Here is an 18,111-nt window from a genome sequence, read left to right on the forward strand (position 1 = left end):
CGTGTGGTTGAGATGCACCTGATCGAACGTGCGTTCGGCCAGATTTACGACCTACAGCGCCGCCTTGAGATAGCGGGCGGTGAGACTGCCTTCCGCTTCCGCAACCACGCCAGGGACGCCGCTGGCAACGATACGGCCCCCATTTTCCCCGGCCCCCGGTCCCAGGTCGATGATCCAGTCCGCCTGTGTGACAGCGCGCATGTCATGTTCGACGACTACGACGGTATTGCCGGCGTCTACGAGGCCTTGCAGGTGTTGCATCAGCCGGTCGCCATCGGAGGGGTGAAGCCCCGAAGTTGGCTCGTCGAGAATGTAGATCGTGTTGCCGCGTTGAGCGCGTTGCAGTTCAGTCGCCAGCTTAATGCGCTGCGCCTCCCCGCCAGACAGCTCGGTTGCAGGCTGACCGAGCCTCAGATAGCCAAGACCGATCTCCCGCAACACGTCCAGGGAGCGCATCACAGATGCCTCGCCAGCGAAGAAATCGCACGCATCGTCCACCGTCAGTTCGAGCACCTGGGCGATATTGCGCCCGTTCCATTCGACTTCGAGCGTTTGCGGGTTGTAGCGAGAGCCATGACAGGTCGAGCACGGGGCAAAAACGCTCGGCAGGAACAGCAGCTCCACCATGACGTATCCTTCGCCCTCGCACACAGGGCAGCGGCCTTGCGCGACGTTGAACGAGAACCTTCCCGGGCCGTAATGCCGCCGGCGGGCGAGCGGCGTGTCAGCGAAGATCCGTCGCACATGGTCGAACATGCCGCTGTAGGTGGATAGGTTCGAGCGCGGCGTGCGGCCGATCGGTTTCTGATCGACCCGCACCAGCCTGCGAATATGCTCCATACCTGCGACAATGCGCCCTTCAGTGTCGTTCTGCGCAACATCGAGCAGCGGATCGATATCCTCCTCCTCGGCCACGGGGGAGCCGCCGAGGTGTTCCGTGCCGAGCTCGGGCAGCGCCTGGCTGACAAGACTGGATTTGCCCGATCCCGAAACGCCGGTGACAGCGGTGAAGCAGCCGATGGGAAACTCGACGTCGAGACCATGGAGATTGTTCCGCCTGATCCCTTCCAGGCGTAGCCATGCCTTGGGATCGCGCGGTGTGCGCTCATTGCGGAGCGGCTCTGCGAACAGGTAGCGGCGGGTGATCGAAGTCTCGACGTCGGCAAGCCCCTCTATCGGCCCGCTGTAGAGGACTTCACCGCCCTTTTCCCCGGCTCCTGGCCCGACATCGACGAGCCATTCCGCGCGGCGGATCACGTCGAGATCATGTTCGACGACGAACAGGGAGTTGCCCGCCGCCTTGAGACGGTCGAGGATGGTGAGCAAAGCTTCGCCATCTGCCGGGTGCAACCCTGCCGAAGGCTCGTCAAGCACATAGACCACGCCGAAAAGCTGTGACGACAGTTGCGTGGCAAGCCGCAAGCGCTGCAGCTCTCCGGAGGAGAGCGTCGGCGTGCTGCGGTCGAGCGAAATGTAGCCAAGGCCAAGATCGATCAGCGGGTCCAGCCGCTCGATCAATTCGCAGGCAAGACGCTGTGCGGCGACCCGCTTTTCATCGGAAAGATTGGGCGTGCGGCGCACGTCGGGCGCAGCCTTGTGCGCCGAACCTCCTGCCGCGACTCGCCGTTCGACCGCCGCATCGCGGGCCGCCTTGCCGAGGACATGGCCCTTCGGGACCGCCGCGGCGCCCCCGTATTCGCCATCCGCGACGGGCGTGAGCAAGTCCCGGAGTTTCAATACCGTCAGGTCGCCGAACTCGGCGATGTCGAGGCCCGCGAACTTCACGGACAGGGCTTCGCGCTTCAGGCGCTTGCCGTCGCAGGTCGGGCAATCGCGGCCGATGATATATTGCGAGACGCGCTTCTTCATCAGCGCGCTTTTAGTGTTGGCGAAGGTTTCCAGCACATAGCGGCGCGCGCCGGTGAAGGTGCCCTGATAGCTCGGCTCCATGCGGCGCTTGAGCGCCGTCCGGGTCTGTTCGGGCGTCAGGCCCACATAGACGGGCACCGTCGGCGCCTCTTCAGTGAAGAGAATCCAGTCGCGATCCTTTTTCGGCAGGTTGCGCCACGGCGTATCGACATCATAGCCGAGCGAAACGAGGATATCGCGCAGGTTCTGCCCATGCCAAGCGGTCGGCCAGGCGGCGATCGCCCGGTCGCGAATGGTGAGGCTGTCGTCAGGAACCATCGTCTCTTCGGTCGCGTCATATACGCGGCCGATGCCGTGGCAGGTCGGGCAGGCCCCCGCGACCGTGTTGGGGGAGAAATCCTCTGCATAGAGCATGGGTTGATGGCGCGGATATTCGCCGACGCGCGAATAGAGCATCCGCACCAGGCTGGAGAGCGTCGTGACGCTGCCGACCGAGGATCGCGCGTTGGCCGAGCCGCGCTGCTGCTGCAACGCGACCGCAGGCGGCAAACCGTCGATCGCGTCGACCTCCGGAACCCCGGCCTGGTCGATCAGGCGACGGGCATAGGGCGCAACCGATTCCAGATAACGCCGCTGGGCTTCGGCATAAAGGGTGCCGAACGCGAGCGAAGACTTGCCCGAGCCCGATATGCCGGTGAACACCACGAAGGCGTCGCGCGGTACATCGACGTCAATATTTTTGAGGTTGTTCTGGCGCGCGCCGCGAACCTGCACGCAAGCGGGCGGCCCCGAATACCCATGATCGGTGGCCGGCGTGGTCGCGTGAATGTCCTTGCTCTTCAATTCAGTCTTCCTGCCCTATACGCCCGTGCGGCCCGTGTTTCATCACAGTCGGGTAGCAGATGGATGCATTTCCGACGCAATACATCCAACGGCCAGGCTGGCCCGATGTTCGGCACCTTTGAAATATTTTTCCAGCATCAGACAAAGGTTACGACAAAACCATTTTTCCCGTTGGGTCGCGCGACGAGGCCACACGCACTCCGCTGGTAAGCGCCTGGGCCAGGCGGCCCTGGTCCGTGCCGCTATCGGCATGTAACGATCGCACTTCGACGCTTGTTACCGCATCGCGACGCGTTGGCCATTTGCCAGAGCGCGCGTCATTATGGCCTGGGTCGGGCCATGATGACGGCCGAATTGTCGATCCGGGCGCTTCGCGCCGCTTCGGAACGATGGGTCAGTAGTGAATGACCGAGCGGATCGACTTGCCTTCGTGCATCAGTTCGAAGGCCTCGTTGATCTCCTCCAAACCCATCGTGTGGGTTACGAACGGGGCCAGATCGATATCGCCTCTCATCGCGTCCTCGACCATGCCGGGGAGCTGTGTCCGTCCCTTGACGCCACCGAAAGCGGATCCCTTCCATACGCGGCCCGTGACGAGCTGGAATGGGCGGGTGGAGATTTCCTCGCCCGCGCCGGCAACGCCAATCACGATCGACTGACCCCAGCCACGGTGCGCTGATTCAAGTGCGGCGCGCATGACGTGGACGTTGCCGATGCACTCGAAGGTTGTCCGTCGTCGAAACATTTGGCACAGATGGGGTCGTGGATTAGCGGAGAGCGGGCTTCGTCTGGGGCTTGATGTTAGGCGGCGAGCTTGCGGTGAAGCAAGCGGCGATGTTCGATGGTCTTTCGCTTGATGGTTTCGCGGCGCTTGATGATGGCGGGAGCCCTGCCGAAGTAGGCGTCTGCCGGCGTCACGTTGCTCAGGCTCTCGTGGTAGCGCTGGTGATTGTAGTGCTCCACGAACGCCTCGATCTGGGCCTCGAGGTCGCCGGGCAGGAAGTAATTCTCCAGCAGGATGCGGTTCTTCAAGGTCTGGTGCCAGCGCTCGATCTTGCCCTGCGTTTGCGGATGCAACGGGGCTCCGCGAACGTGGCTCATCTGCTGGGCCTCGATGTACTCGGCGAGTTCGCCCGCGATGTAGCTGGGGCCGTTGTCCGATAACAGCCGGGGCTTGTGCAGGACGGTGGCATTATCGCAGCCCGATCCTTGAGGGCCAGGTCGAGCGTGTCGGTGACGTCATCGGCGCGCATGTTGGTGCACAGCTTCCAGGCGATGATGTAGCGCGAGTAGTCGTCGAGCACGGTCGAAAGGTACATTCAACCCCACCCGATGATCTTGAAGTAGGTGAAGTCTGTCTGCCACATCTCGTTCGGCCGGGTGGTCTTCGTGTGGAACTGGTCAGCAGCCTTGATCACTGTATAGGCCGGGCTGGTGATCAGGTCGTGCGCCTTCAACAGGCGGTAAACCGTGGCTTCCGACACGAAGTAGCGCTTCTCGTCGGTGAAGCGCACGGCCAGTTCGCGAGGGGAGAGTTCGGTCGCATCAAGCGCCATCTCGACGATCTGCGCGCGGACATCCTCGCCGATGCGGTTCCACACCCGGCCTGGCGCACAGGGGCGATCCTCCAGCGCTTCGGGGCCGCCTTCGAGGAAGCGATCATACCAGCGGTAGAACGTCCGGCGGGGAATGCCGAGCTTATCCAGCGTGTGCTTGGCGGGCAGGTGCGACTGCTCGACGATCCTGATGATCTCCAGCTTTTCTGCAGCGGGGTACCTCATTCGTCGTCGCCCCCATCCGCGATCATGCTTTTTTGAGCAGGCGGTTTTCCAGCGTCAGGTCGGCCACGCATTCCTTGAGGGCACGGGCTTCGCGGCGCAAGTCCTGAACCACGCCCGTTGTCGCACTGCGGGCGGTGTCACCGGCAAGACGGCGCTTGCCGGCTTCCATGAACTCCTTCGACCAAGTGTAGTAGAGACTCTGGGCGATGCCTTCACGCCGGCACAGTTCGGCTATGCTGTCCTCGCCGCGCAATGCGTCGAGCACGATGCGGATCTTGCCTTCGGCCGAGAAATGTCGCCGCGTCTGTCGGCGAATGTCTTTCACCACGGCTTCTGCAGAGGCCTTCGTCGGCGATTTTCGCAAGGAGGGTTTGGGCTTCATCTGCGTTCCTTCGTCACTACGACGAAGCCCAAACCCTCCTTAAATCTCAACCCATAATCTGTGCCATGGGTGCTGATGCCGGACACGAGACGCTGGAACAGGGGCGGTGTTTCGGGTGGTGGATTCTACGTAGAGTGACAATCCAACGCCCGTGCTCCGCTGGGGTGTTTCCGGCAGCTTTGCGCCCCATGTGTGGACAGCTCTCCGTTGGCAAGGGATTTCGAGTATTGCAGCGCTGGTTGGTGCGGCCATGTGTCCGGCCTGTAATGCGGCCTGATTGTTGCCGCTGGCCATAATGCCTTGCGCGAACCAGGTTCCCGATCAGTTTCGCGCACTCAAAAGGTGCAGGGCGCAAGTGGGATCTTCTCATTCGGCGGTATCAACCTGCTTTCGTGCAATAGCTCCTATGCCCTTTCCAACCTCTGTTCGCCGCTTCCAAGCGGCGTTAGTTTCTAGGCTGCGATAACCTGTGGCTCCCTGTACCTCTCACCGCTCATCATGATGGCCCATGCGATCCTCGCATTCTTGTTTGCTAGTGCCATGGCAGCGACCTTAGGCTCGCGCCGTTCGAGCAGCCGAACAAGCCATGTCCGCTGGATCCCCTGCATCGCTCGGCGGACAACCGCCATCCCTCCTGAGAACAGCATCTGTCGCAAGTAGCGGTTGCCCGCTTTGGTGATCGACCCCAGTCGGGCCTTGCCTCCTGACGAGTTCTGACGCGGCACTAGACCGATCCAGGCGGCCATGTTGCGACCGCATCGAAAGACGGATGGGGCGGGGATACAGGCAACCTGTGCCGATACGGCAAGTGGACCGATCCCGGGAACTTCCATCAGCGTGGATCAATCCCAGGAAATCACCCCATCGGCCGAGCGCCAGCTTGCAGGGCGTATCATCTTTTCGTGCGCGATACGGACTGATCTGATCTCCGCTTCGATCTCGCGCCGCCAATGCGCGAGGAAATCGAACAGCACCGGAAAATCCGGTGCTGCGTCGTATTCCTGCCAGGCATAGACCTGCAAGAGCGAGGGGTGATCCGGCATGAAATAGCAGATTTCTGCCGTGGTAAGCCCATATCCGTCCAGCTGAACCAGAAAAGCGCGATCGGTCATTGCAGCGTGGGCTGGCTGTCCGGGCCGTCGAGCGAGCGCAGCGCCGCGAATACGTCGTCAACGCAAACCGGACCTTTGAGTTCGGGGGGCTGGCGCATCGCAGGTTGGTTTTCGACAGCATGCCGATCAGATGCCCAGGAAGCCAGGATGGCTCGCTTCACTTCGGGCTCAAGCGCGGGATGATGCGCTACATCGAAGGGATGCAGGTAGCGTGCGAATGGTTGCGACATGGGAACATCCTCCTTTCTGCCTTGCCGCTTATCACTCACCGCGGATTGCTCCGCTCGGGATATTTTGTGAGTCGATTTCAGAGCGTCAAGACCCTGATAAGGCTTCCGGAAAGCGCCCATTGGCAGTCGCAATCGGCGAGTGCCAAAAAATTTGATTTGAACCTCTTGAAGCCGTTTCCAGCAAAACTAGATCGCCAAATGCCTCCTGCCGATCATCCGGGGGAGGGGCTGTAAGTCATTTCGCTTTGTAATGGAGGTTATGCATGCATTTCAAACCGTTGCACGATCGCGTGCTGGTTCGCCGCATCGAGGCCGAAGAAAAGACGGCCGGCGGCATTATCATCCCCGACACCGCCAAGGAAAAGCCGATGGAAGGCGAAGTCGTCGCCGTGGGCCTTGGTGCGCGTGACGATGCCGGGAAGCTGGTGGAACTCGCCGTCAGGGCGGGCGACCGCATCCTGTTCGGCAAGTGGTCTGGCACCGAAGTGCGGATCGACGGCGAGGACCTGCTCATCATGAAGGAGAGCGACATCCTCGGCATCATCGAAACCACCGCCGAACTCAAGAAGGCGGCGTAAGCAATCAACCCAATCTTCAGTTCAATCGAAAGAAGAGAAAGGAGCAGGCCAAAATGGCTGCGAAGGAAGTGAAGTTTGCGTCTGACGCGCGTGATCGCATGCTGCGCGGCGTGGATACGCTTGCAAATGCGGTCAAGGTAACGCTCGGCCCCAAGGGCCGCAACGTGGTGATCGAGAAGAGCTTCGGCGCTCCCCGCATCACCAAGGATGGCGTCACCGTTGCCAAGGAAATCGAACTCAAGGACAAGTTCGAAAACATGGGCGCGCAGATGCTGCGCGAAGTCGCCAGCAAGCAGAACGACAAGGCGGGTGACGGCACGACCACCGCCACCGTTCTGGCCCAAGCCATCGTGCGCGAAGGTGCCAAGGCGGTTGCGGCCGGCATGAACCCGATGGACCTGAAGCGCGGTATCGACCTCGCCGTCGGCACTGTGGTCAAGGACCTCGAAAGCCATGCTAAGAAGGTGTCGGCCAACAGCGAGATCGCGCAGGTCGCAACCATTTCCGCCAATGGCGACGAAACCGTCGGCCGCATCCTTGCCGAAGCGATGGAGAAGGTCGGCCATGAAGGCGTGATCACGGTCGAGGAAGCCAAGAGTCTCGAGACAGAGCTCGAAACGGTCGAGGGCATGCAGTTCGACCGCGGCTACCTCTCGCCCTATTTCGTGACCAATGCCGAAAAGCTGAAGGTGGAACTCGAGGATCCGTACATCCTCATTCACGAGAAGAAGCTGTCGAACCTGCAGGCGCTGATCCCGCTGCTCGAACAGGTCGTGCAGTCGGGCAAGCCGTTGCTGATCATCGCGGAGGACGTCGAAGGCGAAGCCCTTGCTACCCTTGTGGTCAACAAGTTGCGCGGTGGCCTGAAGGTCGCGGCGGTCAAGGCACCCGGCTTCGGCGATCGCCGCAAAGCCATGCTGGAGGATATTGCCATCCTTACCGCCGGCAATGTGGTCAGCGAGGAACTTGGTACGAAGCTCGAGAACGTCACGATCGGCATGCTCGGCCAGGCCAAGAAGGTCATCATCGACAAGGACAACACTACCATCGTCGATGGTGCCGGCAACAAGGCCGACATCGACGCCCGGGTCAGCCAGATCCGTGCCCAGATCGAGACCACGACCAGCGACTACGACCGCGAAAAGCTGCAGGAACGCGTAGCCAAGCTGGCTGGCGGCGTCGCCGTCATCCGTGTCGGTGGTGCCACCGAGGTCGAGGTCAAGGAGCGCAAGGACCGCGTCGACGATGCGCTGCACGCGACCCGTGCCGCTGTCGAGGAAGGCATCCTGCCGGGTGGTGGTATCGCCCTGCTGCGTGCGCTCAAGTCGCTTAAAGGGCTCAAGGCCGCCAATGACGACCAGCAGTCGGGTATCGACATCGTGCGCCGCGCGCTGCGAGCACCGGCTCGCCAGATCGCCGAGAACGCAGGCGAGGACGGTGCCTATATCGTCGGCAAGCTGCTCGAAGGCGACGATTACAACCACGGCTTCAACGCCGCGACCGGCGAATACGAAGACCTTGTGAAGTCAGGCGTCATCGATCCGGCAAAGGTCGTACGCACGGCGTTGCAGGATGCGGCTTCGGTTGCCTCGCTGCTGATCACCACCGAGGCTCTGGTGGCTGAGCTGCCGAAGGAAGACACGCCAGCACCGATGCCGGCGATGGGCTTTTAATCGCGAGAGGAGAGCGGGGTATCGCACCGCGCTCTCCAATCCGCGAACACCAGGCAGTAGCAATGCCAGTTCGGCACCTGCTCACGCGGCCTGACACCTGGCAGGTTCTGAACGGGGCTTAACGGATCAATCGGTCGAATGAGAGAGGAGGAGTCTATGGCCGACAGGTATCTGGAGTATCTTTCACGCGAACATGCACGGCTGGAGGATGAAATCCAGCTGGAAAGCAAACGACCCCGGCCTGACGAAGTTCTGATTGCCCGGCTGAAGAAGCTCAAACTGGCGGTCAAGGACCAGATGCAAAACTGGGCTTCCAGTCACGCGAGCAGCGATCGGCTGACCGCGTAAACAGACTTGATCCTATCAAATTGTCTCCTGGAAAAAGGCCAGGCGCACCTCCATCGGTGCGCTTGGCCTTCTCTTGCAGGGCACTGAAAACAAACCCATAAAAATTTTTAATAGGTCTTGAAACCAATTGCGCGTTTCATGATTTTACCAATGCCGGATGCCATAACGGGTCCGGTTGGACAGAGGGCGTCGGCTCTTGGTTCGCGGCGCCTCTCACGCCCAGATTGCTCAACAAGGAGGATTTGGAAATGAGAACTGCATTTGATTTGACCCCCTATCGCCGCTCGACGGTCGGTTTCGATCGGCTCTTCGATGCGCTCGAGAACAGCCTCCGCGCCGAGACGCAGGATGGCTACCCACCCTTCGACATCGTTCGCACCGGCGAGGACAGCTACCGGATCACTCTGGCGGTTGCCGGCTTCCGTCCGGACGAAATCGACATCACTGCACAGCAGAACCAGCTCGTCATCTCCGGTCAGAAGACCGAGAAGGACGAAGACGGTGTTGAATTCGTTCACCGCGGTATCGCTGCCCGTGCGTTCGAGCGCCGGTTCCAGCTGGCCGATTATGTCGAAGTGCGCGATGCGGACTACGAGCACGGCATGTTGACGATTTCGCTCCAGCGGATCGTCCCGGAATCGCTCAAGCCGCGCAAGATCGCCATCGGAAGCTGCGAGCATGTCAACGACGACACGCCGCAGCTGACCGAAGGCAAGGCGGCCTAAGCCTCAATCGCCGGGTATATCCTCGGCGGGGTGGGTGCAATCGCGCCCGCCCCGCTTGACGAAGCTTTGCCTGAACCAGTCGGCAAATAAGAGGAATGTCGAGCTGGCTATTCGCGATCTCATTCCCTGGAAACGCCAGGGCCAGGACATCGCTCCCCGGCAGGAGGAGCGGGTCGATCATCCGGTGATGTCGCTTCATCAGGATATCAATCGCTTGTTCGACGACATGCTTCGCGGGTTCTCCATGCCCTCGCTGCCGCCCATCGGACGCAGTCTTGGCTGGCCGCGGGTCGAATTGTCAGAGAACGACAAGCAAATCCGGGTCACGGCCGAGTTGCCGGGCATGGAGGGAAAGGACATCGTAATCAGCCTCGACGATCACCAGCTGGTGATCCGGGGCGAAAAGAAGTCCGAAACCAGCGACGAGGAATGCGGCTATTCCCAACGCAGCTATGGCCGCTTCGAGCGTCGCATCGGCCTGCCCTCGCAGATCGACCAGGACAAGGTCGAGGCGGCCTTCCTTAATGGTGTTCTGACCGTTACGGTTCCGCGTACCGCAGAAGCGGCAAAGGGACGCAAGACGATCCCGATCAACGTCGGTTAATGGCAACTGTGAGGGGCGGTCTCACCAATGGGACCGGCCCTTCTTGGTGCATCAGCTTCCCGGTTCGAGTTCGAGCCTGACCGTTCGCTCTTCGCCGCCGCGCATCAGCGTGAGCTCGACGCCTTGTCCGACCCGAAAATCGTCAAGCCGGGCGAGTAGATCGCCGACCCTGGAAACGGGTTTGCCGTTCAAAGCGGTAACGATGTCTCCTGGAGCGACACCGCGCCTCGTGCGCCGCGCAGCAACCAGACCGGCGCGATCCGCTGATGATCCGGGATCGACGCGCAGGATGAAAACCCCGTCGACCCCCGAAGTACGTTTGAGCCGGTCGTTGATATCGTCATCGCTTTCAACGCCAAGGCTGGGCCGCGTATAGCGCCACTCGGAAATGAGCTGCGGCACAACACGCATGGCTGTATCGACCGGCTCGGCAGAGCCGATCCCAGCCGATGCCCCGGAAGGACTATAGATCGCTGTATTGATCCCGATCAGTCGGCCCGCGGAATCGAGCAGCGGACCACCCGAATTACCGGGATTTATTGCGGCATCGGTCTGGATGAGGTGCCGAATGTCGGGACCATTCTCATTCGGCAGCGGACGATCCAGCGCCGAAAAGATGCCCTTAATCAGGGTCCAGTCCAGTCCGAACGGGTTTCCGATTGCGACAACATTCTGTCCGACCTGCAGGTCGCTGCTTGTGCCGATTGGCACCCGCGCGGGCGCAGTGAAGCCCGCACCGCCAATCTTCAGGACAGCAAGATCGTGTTGTAGGCTAACACCGACCAGCGTGGCGGAAAACTGGCGACCGTCGGCAAGCTGGATTTGCGCTTCGGAGGCACCCTCGATGACATGAAAATTTGTGCAATATGGCCGGCCTCGTCCCATACGAGACCCGAGCCCGATCCGCGCCGCACGCTATAGACATTGCGTGTCCAGAAATCGGCCACCCGCTGCCGTGTGGAAATGAACACGACTGAATCGCGCGCATTGCGAAACAGGTCGATAGTGGCGCGTTCATCCGCGCCAAGATCTTCCCGCGCAGTGAGGACGCGTGGTTCTTAACCGGAGCGGACTGGTTGATCTAGGGGGCTGATGAGGCGGTAAGAAGAAGAGCGTTCATAATAACAAGTAGAAGTAGGTAGATTTTGGGTTGCGGTTCTTCGAAAACAAGGGGGCTCTCCATTGGGAAAAATTACGTGTTCGGTAGCTCATATCAACTGTGGTGTGAGGCAAAGGGTCGTTCGTGAGGATGTATTTTTTGTCAAACCCTTCTTCTACGGCGCTCACGACAAGCGCGAGTTTATCCCGTCTTGGATCTCAGCGCCTGTCCACCATCCCCAACCGCGCGAGCGGTGCAAGGCTTTTGAGGAATTCGATGAAGCCGTCCAGCTATTACGACTGGATCGTCTATCTTGTGAAAGAACTGGTGCGTTGCTCGGTTTGCCTACGCCCAGATGCAAATCAGTTCATCGTCCGCTATTCTGAACGCAAAGAGAGCAATGAACCAGTCGTAACTCCCGTTGAAAAATCGTGGATTGCATGTGCTGGACGGCGATAGGGAATGTACTGGCAATCAAGCCACAACTCGTCCTGCCTTGATATTGCTGAATAAGGAATGGTCCGACCAGAATCATAAGAGAGGGAAGGGGACTTGCTTCTGATTGAGCCGAATGAGCGTCGAAAGTCGGTGCTTGGGCTCGCAATCAGGAGTATGTCCCATGATCAAGTCGATCCCGCTAACCAAGTTGGTCCAGTCCCCTCGCAATGTGCGCCGTCACGGTGACCCAGCCGCGCATTCCGAACTGAAATCGAGCATTGCAGCTCATGGGTTGTTGCAGAACCTCATCGTTCGGCCTGCGGCTCGTGGCAAATTCGAGGTTGAAGCCGGAGAGCGCCGCCGGTGCGCCTTTCACGGTCTCGAACTCGGCCATTCCAAGACGATGATGGCCGCCTTCATCGTCGCGGCGCGCGGGACCGTCCGGCAGGCCGTGCTTCTGGGCCTTGCCGCAACGGTGTCCCACACGGCGATCGTGTGGATTGTGGCGCTGGGCGGGGTCTACCTGTTCCAAGGGCTTAGTCCCGAAGGGATCGAACCTTACTTCCAGTTCGCCTCGCGGCTCATGATCGTTGCGGTAGCGCTGTGGATGCTCTGGCGCATCCATCACGAGCAATCGCACGTCCACCATCATCACGATCATGGCCATGACCATCATCACGCGCATGATGGACACGATCATCACCATGACCACGCGATGGATCACGATTTGGAGCATGCCCTGGATCTGACCGACGCCGGCTATCAGGACGCTCACGAACGCCAGCACGCCGAGGACATCCGTCGTCGCTTTGCCGGGCGCAACGTGACCACCGGATAGATCGTCATGTTCGGCCTTACAAACGGCCTTATCCCGTGCCCCGGCGCGATCACCGTTCTGCTGCTCTGCCTCCAACTCAAGCGCATTGCGCTGGGCTCGGTCCTCGTACTCTGCTTCAGCATCGGCCTTGCTCTGACCATGGTCATGTCGGGTGTTATCGCCGCGCTCAGTGTGCGCTATGCCCAAAAGACCTTCGGTGGCTTTGGCACGCTGGTCCGCAAGGCGCCCTATGCCAGCGGCCTCGTGATCCTGTGCCTTGGGCTCTACGTCGCGCTACACGGCTACCAGACGCTTCCCTGAATCGGACACAAATTCATGAGCCACGCCGCCAATCCCGACCTCCTCAATTGTCTGCGCCGCGCCAACGGCCACCTTGCCAGCATCATTCGCATGGTAGAGGACGGCGATGATGGCCTCAAGATCGCTCAGCAGATGCAAGCCGTCGTCGCCGCGCTTGAAAAGACCAAGACGCTGATTGTCACCGATCACATCGAGCATCACCTCGAAGACCTGATCGGGCCGTTGCCTGGGGCCGTTCGCGACGACCTCGCGAAGCTCGGGGAATTGGCGAAGTATCTTTGATGTCTGCCGTCCTTGTCAGGGATGGCGTGAACCGACGCTGGTTCTGAAAGCAAGGGATTGCCGGCAGCGAAGTCCGCTGACAGGCATTACGGCCGAGGCGCTGAATGGAGACCTAGGGCGCGTGGCTGGTAAACTATGAAGGTGGGAGGGGGGCCGCCTCTCGGCGAACCTCCCACCTTCCTTTGACGATGAGGGGAGGCAGGAGCCCGCGTTCTCAAAGCCGGAATCGCAGATAGTCCAACGGCAATCAGTTGTCACGGTCGAGCGTATCAAGCCGGGACCGCAGAGGCTTGGCGATCGAGACTTCGGTAGATTGTCTTCCGAGAAATCGAAAACAGCGCCGCAAGGTCGCTGATCGAATACTCCCCGGTCTCGTACATGCGGCGCAACTCCTTTTTCTGGCACTCGGACAGCTTCTGCTTTTTGCCGCGCTGCTTGATAAGGTCAGCTTCGAACTTCGCGAAGGTGGCACGCGCGAAGTCGAATACGCTCGACAGGACAGTGGGCAAAAGGATAGCCTCTCGCAATTGCACAGTCGGGAGGAGGCTATGTCAGTGGAACTGACCCGCTCACTTCAAGCCGCAGTGATCTGCTCTGTCACTCTCGGGCTTTTCACTCAGTCGACCGCTTCTCATGCCGTCACGATGAATGGCCTAAAGGGTGACGGCTTCAGTCCCATCTACGGAACCTATGCCCCGGCGGGCAATTGCTCGCGTCAGCCGCGTATCGTTATCGATGCCGACGGGATGGTCTTCGAGGCTGCGAACCGGAAGGTCGCCGTCAACAGATTGGAGTACGCGGCCAGCTTTTTCGGCATGGGCTATGAAGGCACCGCCATGGCCTTCTTTCCCTTCCCCACAAGCAGCGGCGACGCGGGACCGATTCTCATGTTAGTCAACGACGACGAAAAGACCGGAGCGTTGCGCGTCGAGTCCAATGCAGAGCCCGGTCAACGCCTCGATCCGTTTCATGCTGCTATCGTTGGTATCTATCAGAGGTGCGCCGGAACAGCTCGCAGCGTATCGAGCGCCGCGCCTTCGAAGCCCACAGCGGTGGCTACAACACCGCTTGAATGGACGAACCTGACGGAGTCGGTCGGGAAGTATCCGGGCGACTATTCGAAAGACAACATCGACCCGTTCGAACAGGGCGCCATCGCGGCCGCCCTCCGCGTATTGCTGGGCCCCAAGATGACGGTTCTGAAAACAAACCTGTCTGCAGTCGGGCCGCTGCAGCGCGAAGGTAACGTCTATTCTCTGGTCGGCAATGCTCCCCATCGCGGCGGAGAGGACCAAGCCTATATCCTGATCGATGCAGCGAAGCGCGCCGTCCAGGTCGGCCTATGGGAAAAAGGCAAGCTCACTACATACGCGCCGAAGAGCGGCCGCCTTGACGCCACCAGCGACGTGCGCACGATGCTATCACATAGCCCTCGAGAAACGGCCAATGCCGCGCCAGGGACGCCGTGGGAATTGCTGCCAGTCAAAGGGCGCGCTCCGGTTGCCTATGTCGAGGCAGCGGCGTCGCCTAGTATCACGTCGCTCTCCCTGTATTGCGAGAACGGACGACCTTATGCGGCCATGCTTCTCAGCAAAGCGGCGGCCGGGACGAAGATCACCCTGACGTGGAATTTCGCCGGAAGGTTGGTCAATGTACCCGTGTCACGCGCCACTAACGCCGGGACCTATTGGGTTGGTGCAATTGCCGGCACAGCGCTAATCTCGCAGCTCGTCGTACAAACGGGAACCGTAGATTTGCGGATCAATGGTAGGCAGGAAGGGCAGGCGTCGCTCGCCAATGCGGTGCCGGTTCTACGGACGGCGTTGCGCCAATGCGTAGCCATGTAACGCGCCTTGCGACTGCTGCTTGCCAGATTGCACCGTGCGCGCCATGATAAGGGCTCGCTCCCAATATCTTCGACCAATTGCCGCATGATGGCACCCGTCGTTCGGAGTCAGTGAATCATCATCGCCGGCGATTCCGGGGGGCGAACGAGATTCTGGACTGTCGGCTACCCAGCGCGTCAAACCCCGCCCTGAGCGACCGGAATGGGTGCTTCCATGCCGCCCACCTGAAGGCTTTAGCCAGCTTTAGGTATCCAAAGATTTTGCCCTTTGTAGCCATGGAATTGCATGACCGAAAATCAGCCCTTGAAGCTATGGTCGGATCTCGGATTCGGCCCAATGCCGCATGAAATCTACGAACGCGCGTGTCTTGGGGGACTGGTAGCGGCCTGATGGCCAGATCAAGTTCATTACGCCGTCTCTTTGCATTTGTCCCGGGAGGAGCTCGATCAAGCGTCCCTCAGCGAAATGTCGGTTCACAATAAATGTTGGAAACGAAGCAATTCCTGCACCGGCCAATACCATGTCCAGTATAGGATCGATGATGTCGGCCGAGTGGCTTACGGGAACAGACAGGTCTTTATCGTTGAGCAAGGGCCAGGGTGCGATACGGCCTGTCGACAATCGCTGGCGCAAGCATACGTGATTGATCAGTTCCTCTGGCTCGCGCGGCGTTCCGGCACGCTCCAGGTAACGCGGACTGGCCGCAAGGCACCATGTAAAAGCCCCCAGCTTTTGCTGCATCAACCGGGAATCCGACTGGCCGCCCGTCCTGATTACGACATCGAAACCTTCCGCGATGACGTCGACCATCCGGTCGCTGAATTCCAATTCAAGTTGCACGCATGGATAACGCTGTGAAAAATCCGCAAGCGGCTTGCCAAAGATGTCGGCTGACAGCGGGAGCCCGACCCGTAGGCCCCCTCGCAACTCGGATGCCGAACTTTGAAGTTCCGCCTCGGCTTCCTCCAGTTCGAACAGAATCCGCTTCGCACGCACAAGAAGCAAAGCTCCTGGTTCAGTCAGAGACAGGGTACGAGTGGTCCGGTGGAAGAGCGGGACGCTGAGTTGATCTTCTAGGCGTGCGATGGCCTTGCTCACGGCCGATGACGTCAAGCCAAGCGATGTTCCTCCCTGCTTGAAGCCGCCTGCTTCGTCGGCGGCCACGAAAGCCCGGATGGCGGTGATACTTTCGACGCTGTTGACCATTGTGCGGCTCGATTTGAGGGGGCGTTCCCATTGGGGAATATTTGTCCGTAGTGAAATTCACAACTCCCATCTTATCCGCAATCATCCACGGGCCTATTTCCGCCGTCTCCCTTGGCGACAGGAAAGGAAGTATGTCCAAACTCTTCGAAACGTTTCGTCTAGCACACCGCGATCTCGCAAATCGGGTCGTCATGGCACCGTTGACCCGCGCCCGGGCTCCCGAAGACATCGCGAGCGAGCGCGTTGCCCTCTACTACACCCAGCGGGCCAGCGCTGGGCTCATCGTCAGTGAGGGAACGCCCATTTCCAGAGAGGGACAGGGATATCTGTTCAATCCGGGAATCTTCACGCCCGAGCAGATTGCGGGTTGGAAGCTGACCACCGATTCCGTGCGTGCTAACGGTAGTGCCATGTTCGCGCAACTCTGGCATGTCGGCCGTGTATCCCACCCGACAATTCAGCAAGACGGCAAGGCGCCGGTCAGTGCCAGCTCGAAAATCGCCGAAGGCGCGCTGGCCTTCGGATATGATGAAAATGGCGACGCCGGACTGATTGCGACTACCACACCCCGTCAGCTTGAAACCTATGAAATCGGCCGTGTCGTCGAGGACTTTGCCCAAGCCGCTGCGAACGCGATTGAAGCCGGGTTTGATGGCGTGGAGATACATGGGGCCAATGGCTACCTCCACGAGCAATTCATTAATCCGCTGGTGAACGACAGGGCCGATGAATACGGCTCCCAGTCGCTTGAAAATCGCCTGCGTTTCACACTGGAAGTGGTTGATGCGGTGATCGAGAGGATTGGCCGTGAACGGGTCGGTATTCGCCTCTCGCCCTATGGTCAGCTGTTCGACATGCCGCTCTATCCCGAAATTGACGAGACCTACGCCGCTTTGAGCAAGGCGTTGGGCAAACGTTGCATCGCCTATGTCCATCTCATGGATCAGGGCGGCTTTCAGATGGGTGACGGCACTGGCGCGGACACAGGCGACAAGTTCGCTGCGCTTATGAAACTCATCAAGGGCAACCTTTCTGAAACCGCCTTAATCCTGGCCGGAGGGATGACGCGCGAACGGGCAGAAACCCTGATCTCGCAGAACGTCATCGATCTTGCCGCGTTCGGGCAGGCATTCATCTCGAACCCTGACCTCGTGAACCGCCTCAAGCATAATCTGCCGTTAAGCGAAGCAGATCGTTCGACCTTCTATGGTGGCGGAGCTGAAGGAGAAGTGGCTCGGTTTGTCTGAACAGCCTTTGACTTTTGATAGTTGGATCGTCTGCGGTTTGGTTGTTCAAGCTGGCGCCTGCGGGGCGTCATGGAGGTCGGGCGTAGCCTGGCCGGAGTGACGCCCCGCAAGTCGCGGCCAATTCACGCTGCCACGGCCTGTGGCAGATTGTCAAAGTAGGTTTGATCGGGCGTACGTCCGCCGAGGCTCGAGTGAGGTCTCCGGGCGTTGTAGAAGCCCAGGTATCGGCCGATCGAACTGCGCGCTTCGCTGACGCATGCGTAGGCGTGCAGGTAGACTTCCTCGTACTTCACCGAGCGCCACAGCCGCTCGACTACGACATTGTCGCGCCAGGCGCCGCGGCCGTCCATGCTGATTGCGATGCCCTCGCGCCGCAGCACGCCGGTGAAGGCCTGGCTGGTGAATTGACTGCCCTGATCCGTATTGAAGATCTCCGGCTTGCCGTAGCGCGCCAGGGCTTCCTCGAGCGCTTCCACGCAGAAGTCGGCGTCCAGCGTGATCGAAATCCGGTGGCTGAGGACCTTGCGGCTGAACCAGTCAACGATAGCGACGAGATAGACGAAGCCACGGGCCATGGGAATGTAGCTGATGTCTGTCGCCCAGACCTGATTGGGCTTCACGATCGGAAGTTTGCGCAGAAGATAGGGGTAGATCTTGTGCCCTGGCGCCGGCTTGGAAATGCTGGGACGGCGATAGACGGCCTCGATCG

The 18,111-nt window shown here is 60.0% G+C and carries 16 protein-coding genes and 3 pseudogenes; 9 read left to right on the top strand and 10 right to left on the bottom strand.

Annotation, left to right across the window (positions count from 1 at the left end; genetic code table 11):
* Positions 1–51 precede the first annotated feature (51 nt).
* The 6 genes and pseudogenes from MBENS4_RS27300 to MBENS4_RS24870 all read right to left on the bottom strand — a co-directional run bounded on the left by MBENS4_RS27300 (position 52) and on the right by MBENS4_RS24870 (position 6,217).
* Entirely contained in the window at positions 52–2,712 is a 2,661-nt protein-coding gene (locus tag MBENS4_RS27300) for an excinuclease ABC subunit UvrA (RefSeq protein WP_304413567.1), read from the bottom strand.
* A 394-nt stretch (positions 2,713–3,106) separates the two neighbouring features.
* A pseudogene (locus MBENS4_RS16205) lies at positions 3,107–3,439 on the bottom strand (S-(hydroxymethyl)glutathione dehydrogenase); the annotation flags it as partial.
* 74 nt (positions 3,440–3,513) lie between these two features.
* Positions 3,514–4,875, bottom strand: a pseudogene (locus MBENS4_RS16210) (IS3 family transposase).
* Positions 4,876–5,327: 452 nt separating this feature from the next.
* A complete protein-coding gene (locus MBENS4_RS27620; protein WP_084592204.1) occupies positions 5,328–5,708 on the bottom strand; it encodes a transposase in 381 nt (126 codons plus the stop codon).
* 9 nt (positions 5,709–5,717) lie between these two features.
* Positions 5,718–5,987: an usg protein gene (locus MBENS4_RS16225; protein ID WP_039392838.1), complete on the bottom strand. Its 270-nt coding sequence runs from the start codon at positions 5,985–5,987 to the stop codon at positions 5,718–5,720.
* Positions 5,984–6,217 (bottom strand): hypothetical protein, encoded by a 234-nt coding sequence (locus MBENS4_RS24870; protein ID WP_067736062.1) that lies wholly within the window; start codon positions 6,215–6,217, stop codon positions 5,984–5,986. Before MBENS4_RS24870 ends, MBENS4_RS16225 begins: the two co-directional genes overlap by 4 nt.
* A gap of 263 nt (positions 6,218–6,480) precedes the next feature.
* Between MBENS4_RS24870 and groES the strand changes: the two genes are divergently transcribed.
* The 5 genes from groES to MBENS4_RS16255 all read left to right on the top strand — a co-directional run bounded on the left by groES (position 6,481) and on the right by MBENS4_RS16255 (position 10,145).
* On the top strand, positions 6,481–6,795 hold the full coding sequence (gene groES, locus MBENS4_RS16235) for a co-chaperone GroES (RefSeq protein WP_039392840.1): 315 nt from the start codon (positions 6,481–6,483) through the stop codon (positions 6,793–6,795).
* Positions 6,796–6,848: 53 nt separating this feature from the next.
* On the top strand, positions 6,849–8,468 hold the full coding sequence (gene groL, locus MBENS4_RS16240) for a chaperonin GroEL (RefSeq protein ID WP_039392841.1): 1,620 nt from the start codon (positions 6,849–6,851) through the stop codon (positions 8,466–8,468).
* Positions 8,469–8,624: 156 nt separating this feature from the next.
* On the top strand, positions 8,625–8,816 hold the full coding sequence (locus tag MBENS4_RS16245) for a YdcH family protein (protein WP_039392842.1): 192 nt from the start codon (positions 8,625–8,627) through the stop codon (positions 8,814–8,816).
* A 248-nt stretch (positions 8,817–9,064) separates the two neighbouring features.
* Positions 9,065–9,541 carry an Hsp20 family protein gene (locus tag MBENS4_RS16250; RefSeq protein WP_199904427.1) on the top strand — a complete coding sequence of 159 codons (477 nt, stop codon included), beginning with the start codon at positions 9,065–9,067 and terminating at the stop codon, positions 9,539–9,541.
* Positions 9,542–9,644: 103 nt separating this feature from the next.
* Positions 9,645–10,145 carry an Hsp20/alpha crystallin family protein gene (locus tag MBENS4_RS16255; protein WP_039395168.1) on the top strand — a complete coding sequence of 167 codons (501 nt, stop codon included), beginning with the start codon at positions 9,645–9,647 and terminating at the stop codon, positions 10,143–10,145.
* A gap of 51 nt (positions 10,146–10,196) precedes the next feature.
* Here the strand turns inward: MBENS4_RS16255 and MBENS4_RS16260 are convergent, their stop codons facing one another.
* On the bottom strand, positions 10,197–11,030 hold the full coding sequence (locus tag MBENS4_RS16260) for a S1C family serine protease (protein WP_242404984.1): 834 nt from the start codon (positions 11,028–11,030) through the stop codon (positions 10,197–10,199).
* A gap of 833 nt (positions 11,031–11,863) precedes the next feature.
* Here MBENS4_RS16260 and MBENS4_RS24875 point away from each other — a divergent pair.
* Both MBENS4_RS24875 and MBENS4_RS16270 read left to right on the top strand, forming a co-directional pair.
* A pseudogene (locus tag MBENS4_RS24875) lies at positions 11,864–12,820 on the top strand (nickel/cobalt efflux transporter).
* A 15-nt stretch (positions 12,821–12,835) separates the two neighbouring features.
* A complete protein-coding gene (locus MBENS4_RS16270; protein WP_039392844.1) occupies positions 12,836–13,102 on the top strand; it encodes a metal-sensing transcriptional repressor in 267 nt (88 codons plus the stop codon).
* Positions 13,103–13,371: 269 nt separating this feature from the next.
* On the opposite strand, the gene MBENS4_RS26815 is transcribed toward MBENS4_RS16270, so the two are convergent.
* Positions 13,372–13,482 (bottom strand): helix-turn-helix domain-containing protein, encoded by a 111-nt coding sequence (locus tag MBENS4_RS26815; RefSeq protein WP_242405055.1) that lies wholly within the window; start codon positions 13,480–13,482, stop codon positions 13,372–13,374.
* 168 nt (positions 13,483–13,650) lie between these two features.
* Between MBENS4_RS26815 and MBENS4_RS16280 the strand changes: the two genes are divergently transcribed.
* On the top strand, positions 13,651–14,949 hold the full coding sequence (locus MBENS4_RS16280; RefSeq protein ID WP_039395171.1) for a hypothetical protein: 1,299 nt from the start codon (positions 13,651–13,653) through the stop codon (positions 14,947–14,949).
* A 309-nt stretch (positions 14,950–15,258) separates the two neighbouring features.
* Here the strand turns inward: MBENS4_RS16280 and MBENS4_RS16285 are convergent, their stop codons facing one another.
* A complete protein-coding gene (locus MBENS4_RS16285) occupies positions 15,259–16,155 on the bottom strand; it encodes a LysR family transcriptional regulator (RefSeq protein WP_039392846.1) in 897 nt (298 codons plus the stop codon).
* A gap of 131 nt (positions 16,156–16,286) precedes the next feature.
* On the opposite strand from MBENS4_RS16285, the gene MBENS4_RS16290 reads away from it, so the two are divergent.
* Positions 16,287–17,402 carry an alkene reductase gene (locus tag MBENS4_RS16290; protein ID WP_039392847.1) on the top strand — a complete coding sequence of 372 codons (1,116 nt, stop codon included), beginning with the start codon at positions 16,287–16,289 and terminating at the stop codon, positions 17,400–17,402.
* A 122-nt stretch (positions 17,403–17,524) separates the two neighbouring features.
* Here MBENS4_RS16290 and MBENS4_RS16295 read toward each other — a convergent pair.
* On the bottom strand, positions 17,525–18,111 hold a 587-nt coding region (locus MBENS4_RS16295; RefSeq protein WP_144401039.1), incomplete at its 5' end, for an IS3 family transposase.

It is taken from the genome of Novosphingobium sp. MBES04 (assembly GCF_000813185.1).
GTDB classification, from domain to species: domain Bacteria; phylum Pseudomonadota; class Alphaproteobacteria; order Sphingomonadales; family Sphingomonadaceae; genus Novosphingobium; species Novosphingobium decolorationis.